The organism is Alkanindiges hydrocarboniclasticus, assembly GCF_001982605.1.
GTDB lineage: Bacteria > Pseudomonadota > Gammaproteobacteria > Pseudomonadales > Moraxellaceae > Alkanindiges > Alkanindiges hydrocarboniclasticus.
Genome location: NZ_MLCN01000004.1, coordinates 12,312 through 25,544, shown reverse-complemented (window position 1 = coordinate 25,544; position 13,233 = coordinate 12,312). Strand labels below are relative to the sequence as shown.

Below are 13,233 nucleotides of genomic sequence, written 5' to 3'. Positions count from 1 at the left end.
CTGCCTCTTTCATATTCAATCACTAAAATTAAGGTAAGGCCTGACATAGCTGGTTAATCATCCAGCTCATATCCCAGTCTTTTTTGGGCCGCTCACCCATCCGCAACACCACCAGGTCATGGCGTGGATGAATGAATAAACACTGGCCACGCAAGCCTTCAAAATAAAACAGTTCATCATCAGCAAATGCCGTGGTGGCATGCGTAGCTTCATACCACGGAATGCCACGGATCAGGCCATAGTCATGCGCCTTGAGCCATAACTGGTAGCCATAATCGGCACGCCCATCCATCACACCACGTGCAGGTGTATTACGCGGAACCTGCATTTCATCCAGCCATTGTTCCGACACAATTTGCTGGCCCTGAAAACGACCCCGGTTGACAAACAACTGGCCAACCCGCAACCAGTCCTCTGCCTGCGCAAAAAAAGCCCCAAAGGTGCGCGCCTGACCGTTGGGTTTATCCAACCATAAAAATCCTGAGTGACAGTGTAATGGCTGCCACACATACTTGCTGAGAAATTGAGCTGCGCTTAAGCCCGAGGCCCGTTGCAAGATAATCCCCAGCAACTGGGTATTGTAATTATTATATTCAAAATAACGTCCCGGTGGGGCTACCGCAGGCAAAGCCAGTGCAGTCCGCTCGATTTCATCACCCAGATACAACGGAATAATCGGCAATACCCAGGTTTTGGCATCGACCTTGACATCACTTTTTAATCCCGACTGCATGCTCAGCAAATGCTCAATGCTAATTTCACGGCGCTGATCATGCTGCCATTCCGGCAAAAACTCAGCAGCTTTTACGTGAACATCCGCAATCAGGCCCTGATCAATGGCAATGCCTACCATTAGTGCCACCAGTGTTTTAAGCATTGACATCGAATTAAACTGATAGTGCGGCTTAAACTGATGATAAAACTGATGCACCAGCTGGCCTTTCCATAACACCAAAAAAGCACGGGTTTGGTGTTTTAACAAGTACTGGTCAATGGCCTGCCAGCCTTGCCCTGACAGCGGAAACTGGTCGGTAAGAGGCAAAAATGCAGGCTGGTCTGCCGGATTTCCCAGTACAATTTCCCGCGGCTGATACCAGTTGCTTTGAGTAATCGGCTGAATGCGCTGCGAACCCAGTACCCGCTGGGCATACTGCACCTGATTGCTCAAATACGGAATGAACTGCTTTAGGCGTTTGTCCAGTTCACCTGAATCCATTTTATATTTCATGTTGTTGGGTAGCCTTTTTAAAATTAAGTGTTGAAGAAACCAAACACGGCAGCCAGCCATCCTGTACCAAATCCTGCATCTGGTTGCACCAGAAACCCTGTGCAGTAAACACACCCAGAAGCTGCGCGCCAGCGTACAAAAGATGCACCTGTTCACGCTGCCATGGTGGGATTTTTGCTTCCTGCAAACATTTTTTTAGCGGCCAGTGTCCTGCTCGCCCCTGCACATGCATGACCTCACCACCGCGACGGGCCTGCAATACCAATGGCTGCGTCATTAGCTGGCTAGCAAAACCAGATTTTTGTGGTTGCCATTGCCACTGGCCGGTAGGCAATTCAAGTATTTGCTCAGGCGGCCAGAAAATCTGCATATCCTGTGCCTTTTCCAGTTGCTGTGGCAGGCGGTACACCTGATGCTGGTAACGCCGGAATTGCCAGCCCTGCCATTCAATTCTGGGCGTTGCATCCTGACGGGCATCCAGTAGGGTTTGCCGCACCTGCTCAACCAGATGAAAGGCTGGTGCATACTGCTCAGCGCCCTGCATCCAGCGCGATAATAATAACCGCTGCCGTGGCTGGCCCAATAATTTAACTTGTTGAATGTCCAGCGCATTTTGGTCGCCACACTGCAACCAGTCCTGCGCCAGCACTTCCTGTAAAATCTCATGACTATCCTGCATCAGCAAGGCAGTGCGGTTTAGTGTGCTATCCATTGCAGGCCAGCGGGTTTTTAGCAGTGGCCAGACCTGCTGACGCAAAAACACCCGGTCAAAATTGGCCTGTTGATTGGCCGGATCATCAATATAATCCGGGCAAATTAATGCCGCCAGTTCGGTAATTTGCTGGCGAGAACAATCCAGCAATGGCCGCCATAACCATTTGGTTTTGCGATGTTCCAACACCTGCATGGCAGACAGGCCTTTTACCCCGCTGCCCGACATTAAGCGCAAAAATATGGTTTCTGCCTGATCCTGCTGGTGGTGACCCAGCACCAGTATCTCGTCATTTTGCAGCAGATGAAACAAAGCCTGATAGCGCGCCTTGCGGGCTTGCGCCTCAATATTACCGGGCGCGACTGCAACAGCCTGCACCGTGCAGGGTATCTGCCATTGCTGGCATTGTGCTGCCAGCCAGTTGGCCCATTGGGTAGCGGGTGCCTGTAGCTGATGATTGATATGAGCAACACGGACCCGACCCGGACACAGCAAATGCAGCGCACAGGCCAGACTTAAGGAATCACGGCCACCACTGCACGCCACTAAAAACTGTTGCTGTGGATCAAACTGGCTTAGCTGTTGCTGGAGCTGTTTTGTAACTGGCTGCTGCCAAAACGCATCAGACGTTGATAGCGTGCCTGGCATCGCGCTTCACTCTCCATTAATGACAACTCATCCAGCGAATCGCGTAACACCTGATGCAGCCGCTCCATCACCACCAGCGGCTGTAAATGGGCACCTTCGCCTTCATCAATAACATGCTCGATAATACCCATGCCATATAGGCGATCGGCGGTAATGGCCATGGCTTCACTGGCCTGTGCGGCTTTTTCATTGGTTTTCCACAAAATGGCCGCACAGCCTTCCGGTGAAATGACTGAATAAATACTGTGCGACAGCATAATTACCCGGTCTGCTACCCCAATGGCCAGCGCACCGCCAGAGCCACCCTCACCAATCACGGTGGCAATCACTGGAACTTTCAGGCGTGACAAAGCTGCCAGATTGCGGGCAATGGCTTCGGCCTGACCACGCTCTTCGGCCCCGACCCCCGGATAAGCACCCATGGTGTCAATAAAGGTAAATACCGGCAGCCCGTAATGCTCGGCCATTTCAAGCAGGCGCAATGACTTGCGATAGCCTTCCGGATTACACATGCCAAAATTATGTTGCAGGCGCTCACGGGTACTACGGCCCTTATGCTGGCCCATTACCATCACCGGCTGGCCATCAAAGCGCGCTAGTCCGCCAATCATGGCACCATCGTCACCATACAGGCGGTCGCCATGCAGGGGATCAAACTCGCTAAACAGTTCACCGACATAATCCAGAAACTGTGGCCGCTCGGGATGCCGTGCAATCTGCACCGTTTTCCAGGCCGCATAGACAGTAGGCTCTACTTTCATCAATTTGCTATCCCTCTTGCTTCGATGTATGAAGTTGGGCCGATGTATTGAGTATTTCCAGATGAATGCCCCAGTGCTCAAACTGTTGCTGCTCTTCCTGCAAATCGGTCAGGAATAACAGGTTGGCCTGACCGTGGTCATTAATGCCAAGCTGCCAGGTCTGGCTATCCTTAATGGCAAGCTGCACCTCAGGCACTTGCTGGTCACTGCGGCTATGGTGCAATAAAACCGCCAACCGCAACAACAGGCACAAATGCAGCAATGGCATACCACCACTCTTAAGCACCTGTTCCTTTTGCTCCGCCTTAAGCTTGCGGCGATGGCTGGCAACCAGCAGGGCCAAGCGGCTTTGATCCACCTGTGAAAAGCCGGGAATATCCGAATGCTGTAACAGATAAGCGCCATGGCGGTGATAGCCCCCATGGCTAATGGCCAGCCCAATTTCATGCAAATACGCAGCACGACGCAATAAATCAGCACAGTCGGCATCCAGTTGCAAGGTTGGCGCCACCTGATCAAACAATTGCCGGGCGGTACTGACCACCCGCTCTGCCTGCCGCTGGTCAGCATGATAACGTGCCATCATGGCCTGCACACTGCGGTCACGGATGTCTTCATGACGAAAACGGCCCAGCAGGTCGTACATCACCCCTTCACGCAAGGCTCCATCGGAATACGCCATTTTGTCCAGTTCAAGCACATCAAAAATGGCCCACAAAATAGCCAGACCCGCCGGCAATACGGCCCGGCGGTCATCACGCAACCCTTCAAAATCAATCTGCCTGATATCACCCAGCTTCAGCAGGCGCTCCTTGAGTACCTGCAAGCCGGAGTACAGAATATTTTCCTGTGCATCACTCAAGCCAAGGCTGACCAGTACCTGACGGCAGGCCTTGATGGTTCCGCTAGAACCCACCACGGTATCCCAGCCAGTTGCCTTATAAGTACTGGCAATGGCCCGGATTTCCTTTTTGGCTGCAGCCACTGCCCGGTCAAATGCCTTGGGACTAATAATGCCATCGGCAAAAAATGCCTTGGTATAGGCCACGCAGCCCATTTGCAATGATTCGGTATGGATCGGCTCAAAATCCTCACCAATAATAAATTCAGTCGAACCACCGCCAATATCCACCACCAGCCGGCGTCCACCATTGGCCATGGTATGTGAGACGCCCAGATAGATCAGCCGGGCTTCTTCACGGCCTGCAATAATTTCAATGGGTTTTGGCAAAATTTCGGCGGCGCGCTGCATAAACTCCTGTGAGTTTTCAGCTTGACGCAATGCATTGGTGGCCACAATTCGCAGCCGGTTGGGCGTTACCGAACCAAGACGCCCGACAAACCGGCTTAAGCACTCCAGTCCACGCTGCTGGGCCGCTTCATTTAAATAATTATTTTCATCAAGCCCTGCGGCAAGCTGGACTTTTTCCGACATTGACGCCACTTTGCGCACTTCGCCATGATCCAGACGGGCAATAGCCAGATGGAAACTGTTTGAGCCCATATCAATGGCTGCCAGTAACTCTTCTTCTGCTAGAAAATCAGACATATTGATTTATTTACTCCACCCTAAGCCCGTACAGGGTAAAGCACCCCTTTAGGAAAGAAAAGCCAGTATTGGCGATATGTTAATCCAGTTTATATCATGTGCAGCTTCTGGCGGTATCAATACGGCAAAAACAATTGATTGCCTAAAACGATACATAAAATCGAAAGCATCCATTGGACAAAAAACCCAATGTCGCTGACAATAAACAAACCTTAGCGGTATCATGCGTTTAATCAAATGCATAATAATATGCTGCATGATCCATTATATCACCGGAGTAAAATTATGACTGGTATCGTCAATACAACTGACCAAGATTTTAAAGCAGACGTCTTAGAGTCTGATGTGCCTGTACTGGTAGATTTCTGGGCTGGCTGGTGTGCACCATGTAAAGCCATTGCACCTGTACTGGAAGACCTCGCCAACGAATATGATGGCAAGCTCAAGATTGTTAAAGTTGACGTGACCTCCTGTGAAGATACAGCCGTTCAGTACAACATCCGCAACATTCCTGCATTGCTGATTTTTAAAGATGGACAAGCGGTTGCCCAGCAAGTTGGTGCCCAGCCACGCTCCAAACTGGCTGCATTCATCGACCAGAATATCTAGGTTTTGCCTACCGTCCCTGAATCTACTCACGGACGGTATTTTACTGTTGCACATGCTTCATGCTTCCCTCGTCAAGTTGTTTCCAGTACTACACTTTCTGTATTCATCCTTAAGAGTTTGTTTAAGCTACATTCTTATACACCAAGACTCGTGCTTTCACTGCCAGCATCCGCTGGACAAACAGGGAAAGTATGGCGGGTTGGCAAAAAGTCTAATGAGTTTCGACAAGTTCATATTGAACAAATATTGACAAACGCTGGATCAGGGTTTTATAGTGTCATGAAGATTAAGGCAAGTCACTTGCCGCTTGAATGATGGAATCATTTTTATCATTCGGAGAATAGCCGTTCGGCACCTGAAATTGTCTTTCGACTTTTCGCTTTCGTTATCTACTGGTGGTTTTTAACTTGCTCAGCATAAAGCAGGTAAAAATGCATTTTTGTATATTTTCATCTTATCGAGGCGCACCCTTGCAATCTTTTGCTGCGTTTGTATCCCCTATCTTTATTCACATCTGAACCTCTATGAATCTTACTGAACTGAAGAAAAAACCAATTGGTGAACTCATTCAAATTGCCGAGTTCATGGGTCTTGAAGGCATGGCACGTAATCGCAAGCAGGATATTATTTTTGCGATTCTCAAACGGCATGCCATGAATGGCGAAGAAATTTTTGGTGATGGCGTTCTAGAGATTTTATCGGACGGTTTCGGATTTTTACGTTCGGCCGCTGGTTCTTATCTTGCTGGCCCAGACGATATTTATGTTAGCCCTTCGCAAATCCGCCGCTTTAACCTGCGTACTGGTGACACCATTACTGGCACTATTCGTCCGCCAAAAGAAGGCGAGCGCTATTTTGCATTGCTCAAAGTCAACCAGATTAACTACGATACGCCGGAAAACTCCCGTAACAAGATTCTGTTTGAAAACCTGACACCGCTGTTCCCAACCGAACAGATGATTATCGAACTGGGTAATGGCACCACTGAAGATTTAACGTCCCGTGTGGTTGACCTGATTGCGCCGATTGGTAAAGGCCAGCGCTCCATTATTGTGGCGCCACCCAAAGCGGGTAAAACCATGCTGCTGCAAAGTATTGCGCAGTCCATTACCCGCAACAATCCGGAAGCATTCCTCATTGTTCTGCTCATTGACGAACGTCCTGAGGAAGTCACCGAAATGGAGCGCACCGTACGCGGTGAAGTAATCGCCTCAACCTTTGATGAACCGCCAGCACGCCATATTCAGGTGGCTGAAATGGTTATTGAAAAGGCAAAACGTCTGGTTGAGCACAAAAAAGACGTGGTGATTTTGCTGGATTCCATTACCCGTCTGGCACGTGCTTATAACACGGTGATCCCTTCATCCGGCAAAGTACTTACCGGTGGTGTGGATGCACATGCACTGGAACGGCCAAAACGCTTCTTTGGTGCGGCCCGTAATATTGAAGAAGGTGGCTCTCTCACCATTATTTCAACTGCGCTGATTGAAACCGGCAGTAAAATGGATGAAGTCATTTACGAAGAATTTAAGGGTACGGGTAATCACGAAATCCATCTGGATCGCCGTATTGCTGAAAAACGCGTATTCCCGGCCATGAATATCAAGAAATCAGGCACGCGTCGTGAAGAGCGTCTGATGAATGAAGACAATCTACGTAAAGTCTGGATTTTACGTAAGTTGCTACATCCAATGGATGAACTGGCAGCGATTGAATTCCTGCTGGATCGCATGAAAGACTCAAAAACCAATGATGAGTTTTTTGACCAGATGAAGCGCAAGTCTTCTACCTGAGTTTGACCGAACCGAAAAGCACTTTAATGCTGGCATTAAAGTGCTTTTTTTATGGGTTAAATTGCACCGATAAAACAAGCCAATGGTATTTCTCCGATTCTTTTATTAAGAGCTTTATTGAAATAAATGCGGCGAAAATATGGTTTTAACGCTCTATAGTCCTAACATGCTATCATGCCTTTTCCAGAATGAATGGCACAAATGGCTATTGCTTAATACTGGATTATTCATTTATTCACGCGGCTCCACACGTATGTCCCCTCTACTGTCATTGCACTCCCTGCAGGAATTAAAGCACAGTCGGCAATTTCAAGGATTGCTGCTGATTGTCCGCCTGCTGCTGATTGGCATACTGGCTTGGCAGGTATATGACCAGCCCGATTTTTCAGCCGTATTTATCAACCAGAACATTCATGTAGCACTGGGTATATATGGCATACTGGCCATTATTAATTATCTGGCCATGCTATTTCGGCCTACTAGCGCCCGGATTTTTTATCTGGGCATTGCTCTGGACTATTGCTTTGCCGTCAGCCTGCTGTTTTTGCTGCCCAATCAGGCCAGTGTTATTCTGGTAATGGCCATGACTTTTGTTATTGCAGCCTATAGCGATCTTAAGCTTTCGCTGCTAACCATGGTTAATGCCAGCTATATTGTTGCAGCGGTTATGGCAGGTTTTATTTATAATACTTTAGATAACAGTCAGTTGCAGCCTGTTCATTTAACAGGCTTTAGTATTTTTGCCCTGGGTTACCTGCACTGTTTCAAGCAGCACCTGCAAACCAGCACCAACGATTTAAAAGGTGCCCTCAATAGTGGAATTTTACAAAAAAAACAGCTAGTTGAAGCACTAACTTATTTATACCCCTACCATCAGCGCCACCAGATTCCCTTAAGTCTATTAATGATCCGGGTAGAAACAGCCACACGCGCTAAAAAAGAATTTGTGCGTGCACTGTTTGCAGGCTATAAACACCGTTTGCGCAAATGTGATGTACTGGTACAACTGGATCGCCAGCATCTGGCCATACTATTATGTGACACTAGTGCCGCCCAGACCGGACATGTGGTTAAGGCATTAGGCATGATCAAAGATGAAATGCACCAGCCAGATATCCGGCTTCAGTATGGCGTATGCCCTGTGCCGCTTGAACACGAAATCGCCCTTGAAGATATTTTATTGCAAATGATGAGTGCTTTAAACGAAGCAGAAATCCAGAATGTCAACCGACTTATCTTTATTAATGCCAAACAAAGTGATTAATTTTTAAAAAAATAATCAAAAAGGGAGTAGTTTTTTTTAAAGACCAGTGCTAGCATTGCTTCACCATTTAATCTGACCCTTGCGCTGTGTCCTCACCGTAAGGCAACGGATAGCAATAAGCAAGAAACAGATTAATTTGTGGTTTTCGAAAACCTTATTTCTTTTGTGAGAGTGATGCCATGCAAATCAAAAAAATCGCAATCGCTGCTGCTATTGCTGCTTCTTTAGCTTTCGTTGGTTGTTCAAAAAAAGCTGACGAACACGCTGCTGAAGCCCAAGACTCTGCTGCTCAAGCTTCTGCTGCCGCTGCTGATGCTGCTACTGCTGCTACCGACGCTGCTGCTGCTACTACTGCTGACGCTACCGCTGATGCTACCGCTGCTGCTGCTGACGCTGCAAACAACGCTGCTGATGCTGCTAACGACGCTGCTAGCGCTGCTGCTGACACTGCTGACAGTGCGAACACTGCTGCTGACGCTGCTGCTGCTCCAGCTACTACTGATGCCACTGCCACTACTACTACAGCTCCAGCTGCTCAGTAATAGTTACGTGCTTCAAAAAAGAGAGCTTTTTAGCTCTCTTTTTTATTGCCTTATAGTTTTAGCTTTAACTTAGGTTATTTACAGCCTGTCTAGTTCTGCCAGATGCAACACACGTTAATATAAAATTCCAGTTATCAAGATCACCCATAAAAAATCAGTAATAAAAAAGCAGCTTACTGCTGCTCTTTCATCACCTTTACACTGATCAGTAACAAACTGCTCAGCACCAAGTTACTCGTCGTATTGTTCCTGCTCTACCCGCTGGCGAAACTTCTGCCCAGCACGGAAAGTAACGACACGTCGCGCTGTAATAGGAATTTCCTCACCAGTCTTAGGATTGCGACCCGGACGCTGACGCTTGTCACGCAGCTCAAAATTTCCAAACCCTGAGAGCTTTACTTGATCGCCTGCAATAAGTGCCTGACTGATTTCTTCAAAAAATAGCTCTACCAATTGTTTGGCTTCCCGGCGGTTAAGACCGGTTTTTTCACTTAAATGATCGGCCATTTCGGCTTTTGTTAGTGCAGTCATGATGCCCTCAAAGTCGCCTTATACGTATCTTGCAACGCATCAATAACACGCTGCATTCCTTCCTTAATTTCAGCATCTTCCAATGTACGCTCCGGATGTTGCCACAGCAGTGCAAACGCCAGTGAACGCTGCCCTGCTTCTATGCCCTGACCGGTGTACACATCAAACAACCAGCTCTGGATTAACCACTCTCCTGCAGCTGATTGAATCGTATGCTGAATTTGGTCAATAGTAATATTAGCACTGATTAAAATAGCTATATCACGTCGAACCGTAGGAAAACGTGATAATTCTGTAAAATTAGATACATAAGGTTGCAAAAGCACATCTAGATCCATTTCACAGACCCAGGTTTTGCCTAAATCAAGCTGATCTTCCAAAGAGGGATGTAAACGGCCCAAATACCCAATGACTTGTCCTTGCACCACAATATTGGTACTTTGACCCGGATGTAGCCATGCCCTTGCGCTAGGTTCAAAATGCGCTTGGAGGCGGGCACAGGTTAAAATGCGCTCTACTTCACCCTTGAGGTCATAAAAATCCATGGGCTGGGCTTTGGCATGCCACTGTTCAGGAATGGCTGTGCCAGTAGCAATGAGGGCCAGCGTAGGAATTTGTTTTAAATCCTGAATACCCGTGGCGTTTTCATAATCAAAACGCAGGCCGGTTTCAAACAGGCGCACCCGGCTTTGCTGACGGTTTAAGTTGTATTGCACCGATGGAATCAGGCTGGATAATAAAGTGCTGCGCATTACCCCTAGTTCACTGGAAATTGGATTGGCCAGCGTTAGCAGCTTTACGTCAGGATTAAGCTGTTTTTCCAGTTTTTCATCGGCAAAGCTGAAGCTAATAGCTTCCTGATAGCCAAGGCTAACCAGAGTCTGGCGCAATTGCTGAATACTTAAGCGATCCTTTGCAGGTTTAAGGTCAATCTCAAGCACCGGCATTTTGGTCTGGATATTGTCATAGCCATAGATACGGGCAACTTCTTCAATCAGGTCTTCCTTGATGGCAATATCAAAACGATAGGATGGTGGAACAACCAGCCAGCCAGCACCCTGAGTACTAATTTGCATGCCCAGACGGCTTAAGGTTTGTTCCACAAAATCAGCAGCAACCTCGTAACCCAGCAACTGGTTGATTTGTGTCAAGGTCAGGTCAATCGGCAAGCGCTTGGGTAATGCTTCCGGTTGCTCTACCAGCACCACTTCGCCAGCTTCACCGCCAGCCAGTTGCAAAATGAGCTGGGTCGCACGCTCAATAGCAGGCATCGCCAGTTCAAAATCAACGCCACGCTCGTAACGTTGTGAGGCATCGGTATGCATACCATAGCGGCGGGCACGCCCTGCAATAGCCAGTGGGTCAAAGAAGGCGCTTTCCAGAAAAATATCGGTGGTGGCATCAGTTACACTGCTGTGCAGTCCACCCATAATGCCAGCCATGGCCAGCACCTTCGTGTCATCACTAATCACCAGCACATCGTCGCCAAGCTCAATGTCTTGCTCATTTAGCAAGGTGAGCTTTTCTTGCGGTCTAGCCTGCCGCACCTGAATATCACCTTCAATTTTATTGAGGTCAAAGGCATGCAATGGCTGACCCTGCTCCAGCAGTACATAATTGGTAATATCAACCAGCACACTGTGTACGCGGATGCCAGAACGGCTTAAGGCATCGGCCATCCATTGTGGGGTTGTGGCCTGCGCATTAATATTTTTAATCACCCGCCCGGCATAGCGAGGGCAACCTGCACTATGCAATTGAATAGACTTTTTATCAGCAATGCTGGCTGCTACAGGCTGAATATCAACTGGTGTTACTGCAAGGTTATTAATTACACCTAGCTCACGCGCAATTCCCTTGATGCTAAAACAATCGCCACGGTTTGGCGTAATACTGATCTCAATAATGCGGTCATCGAGTTTTAAATAATCCCGAATGTCTGTTCCAATGGGCGCATCCTGGGGCAATACCAATAAACCATCAATGCTGTCTTCCAGATCAATTTCCGACGCCCCACACAACATGCCATGCGATTCCACACCACGCAGCTTGCCTTTTTTAATCTTAAAGTCGCCAGGAAGAATTGCGCCAATCGTTGCGACAGGCACCTTTAAGCCTACCGCCACATTCGGTGCGCCACAAACAATCTGTAGCGGCTCACCACTACCAATATTTACTGTGGTGACACGCAGGCGATCTGCATCCGGATGCTGCTCAACCGTCAGCACCTCTCCCACCACCACGCCAGTAAAGGGCTTGGCCACCGTGCTACTGTCATCCACTTCAAGGCCAGCCATGGTGAGCTGATGTGCCAATACATCGCTGTCAACGGCAGGATTCACCCATGACCGCAACCAGTTTTCACTAATTTTCATAACCGCAACTTCCTAAATTCTTTTCTTAAATTCTGCATGAGATCTTAAAACCCCTCATGTTAAGCAAAATGCATAAGCACATTTTGTTCTCATCCCTTATCCGTAAAGGAGTTCTTCCCATTGTTAAGGGAGAGTTAGAGAGGGTTTTAAAGGTTTTAAGCAAACTGGCTTAAAAAGCGCACATCATTCTGGAAAAACAGGCGCAAGTCTTTCACGTCATAGCGCAGCATGGCAAAACGCTCAACCCCAAGCCCAAAGGCAAAGCCTTTGTATTCTTCCGGGTCAATGCCACAGCTTTTGAGTACATTCGGATGCACCATGCCGCAGCCCATCACTTCTAGCCAGCGTCCGCGCTCATCCATAATGTCCACCTCAGCACTGGGTTCAGTGAATGGAAAGTAAGACGGACGGAAACGCACCTGTAATTCTTTTTCAAAAAACTCATTCAGTAAATTGATAATCAGGCCTTTCAACTCGGCAAAACTGGTGTTTTTGGTAATGACCAAGCCTTCAATCTGGTGAAACATCGGTGAATGGGTCTGGTCGGAATCGCAGCGGTAAACACGCCCCGGGCAAATAATGCGGATGGGCAAGCCTTGCGTTTCCATGGTGCGAATCTGTACCGAACTGGTATGGGTACGCAGCAGGTGGTGTGCATCAAAATAAAAGGTGTCATGCATGGCACGCGCCGGATGATGGCCCGGAATATTGAGTGCTTCAAAGTTATGGTAGTCATCTTCGACTTCTGGCCCGCGCTCTACCACAAAACCGGCACGGGTAAAAAAGTTGCTGATGCGTTCCTGTACCTGCGTGACTGGATGAATGCTACCAATGGCCTGACCGCGACCCGGCAAGCTCACATCAATGGTTTCGCTAGCCAGTTTGGCATTAAGTGCTGCTTGCTGTAGCTCGGCCTGCTTGCTGTTTAATGCCGCATTGATGGCTTCACGCACTGCATGAATTGCCGCACCCTGCACCTTTTTTTGCTCGGGGTCAAGCGCGCCTAACCCCTTGGAAAACTCTGCCAGCTGGCTCTTTTTGCCTGTAAATTGAACGCGTGCTTGGTCAAGGCTGCTTAAGTCTTGGGCGCCGCGAATGGCTGCCAATGCATCGTCTTTCAGGTTGTCCAGTGACATGATTTCTCTCTGATCAATTGAGTTAAAAAATAAGTCTGTGATGACTTAAGTTAGCCGCGTATTTTAACAGTTTTTTACAGCAGAA

General features: G+C 48.2%; 11 protein-coding genes. 4 read left to right on the top strand and 7 right to left on the bottom strand.

Annotated elements, in window-relative coordinates; all coding sequences use genetic code 11:
• Window positions 1-28: 28 nt before the first annotated feature.
• Genes BKE30_RS01635 through ppx form a run of 4 tightly spaced genes read right to left on the bottom strand, consistent with a single transcriptional unit; the run spans window position 29 to window position 4,898 of the window.
• A complete protein-coding gene (locus BKE30_RS01635) occupies window positions 29-1,228 on the bottom strand; it encodes a serine hydrolase domain-containing protein (RefSeq protein ID WP_076876934.1) in 1,200 nt (399 codons plus the stop codon).
• The gene (tilS, locus tag BKE30_RS01630; protein ID WP_083698388.1) at window positions 1,218-2,588 is read right to left on the bottom strand and encodes a tRNA lysidine(34) synthetase TilS; all 1,371 of its coding nucleotides are present in this window, start codon (window positions 2,586-2,588) and stop codon (window positions 1,218-1,220) included. Before tilS ends, BKE30_RS01635 begins: the two co-directional genes overlap by 11 nt.
• Window positions 2,516-3,349 (bottom strand): acetyl-CoA carboxylase carboxyltransferase subunit alpha, encoded by an 834-nt coding sequence (locus BKE30_RS01625; protein WP_076876933.1) that lies wholly within the window; start codon window positions 3,347-3,349, stop codon window positions 2,516-2,518. The genes tilS and BKE30_RS01625 overlap by 73 nt, the downstream gene beginning before the upstream one ends.
• A 7-nt stretch (window positions 3,350-3,356) precedes the next feature.
• Window positions 3,357-4,898, bottom strand: a complete 1,542-nt coding sequence (gene ppx, locus BKE30_RS01620; RefSeq protein ID WP_076876932.1) for an exopolyphosphatase — start codon at window positions 4,896-4,898, stop codon at window positions 3,357-3,359.
• A gap of 282 nt (window positions 4,899-5,180) precedes the next feature.
• On the opposite strand from ppx, the gene trxA reads away from it, so the two are divergent.
• From trxA to BKE30_RS01600, 4 genes are all read left to right on the top strand, one after another.
• Window positions 5,181-5,507, top strand: coding sequence for a thioredoxin (gene trxA / locus BKE30_RS01615; RefSeq protein ID WP_143253622.1), 327 nt, complete (start codon window positions 5,181-5,183; stop codon window positions 5,505-5,507).
• A gap of 524 nt (window positions 5,508-6,031) precedes the next feature.
• Window positions 6,032-7,300 (top strand): transcription termination factor Rho, encoded by a 1,269-nt coding sequence (gene rho / locus BKE30_RS01610; protein ID WP_076876931.1) that lies wholly within the window; start codon window positions 6,032-6,034, stop codon window positions 7,298-7,300.
• Window positions 7,301-7,553: 253 nt separating this feature from the next.
• Window positions 7,554-8,564, top strand: a complete 1,011-nt coding sequence (locus BKE30_RS01605; protein ID WP_076876930.1) for a hypothetical protein — start codon at window positions 7,554-7,556, stop codon at window positions 8,562-8,564.
• A gap of 179 nt (window positions 8,565-8,743) precedes the next feature.
• Window positions 8,744-9,106, top strand: a complete 363-nt coding sequence (locus BKE30_RS01600; protein WP_076876929.1) for a hypothetical protein — start codon at window positions 8,744-8,746, stop codon at window positions 9,104-9,106.
• A gap of 231 nt (window positions 9,107-9,337) precedes the next feature.
• Here BKE30_RS01600 and BKE30_RS01595 read toward each other — a convergent pair whose 3' ends face one another.
• The 3 genes from BKE30_RS01595 to pheS all read right to left on the bottom strand — a co-directional run bounded on the left by BKE30_RS01595 (window position 9,338) and on the right by pheS (window position 13,148).
• Window positions 9,338-9,637, bottom strand: a complete 300-nt coding sequence (locus BKE30_RS01595) for an integration host factor subunit alpha (RefSeq protein WP_076876928.1) — start codon at window positions 9,635-9,637, stop codon at window positions 9,338-9,340.
• The gene (gene pheT / locus BKE30_RS01590; RefSeq protein WP_076876927.1) at window positions 9,634-12,012 is read right to left on the bottom strand and encodes a phenylalanine--tRNA ligase subunit beta; all 2,379 of its coding nucleotides are present in this window, start codon (window positions 12,010-12,012) and stop codon (window positions 9,634-9,636) included. Before pheT ends, BKE30_RS01595 begins: the two co-directional genes overlap by 4 nt.
• A gap of 155 nt (window positions 12,013-12,167) precedes the next feature.
• Entirely contained in the window at window positions 12,168-13,148 is a 981-nt protein-coding gene (gene pheS / locus BKE30_RS01585) for a phenylalanine--tRNA ligase subunit alpha (protein ID WP_076876926.1), read from the bottom strand.
• Window positions 13,149-13,233: the final 85 nt, after the last annotated feature.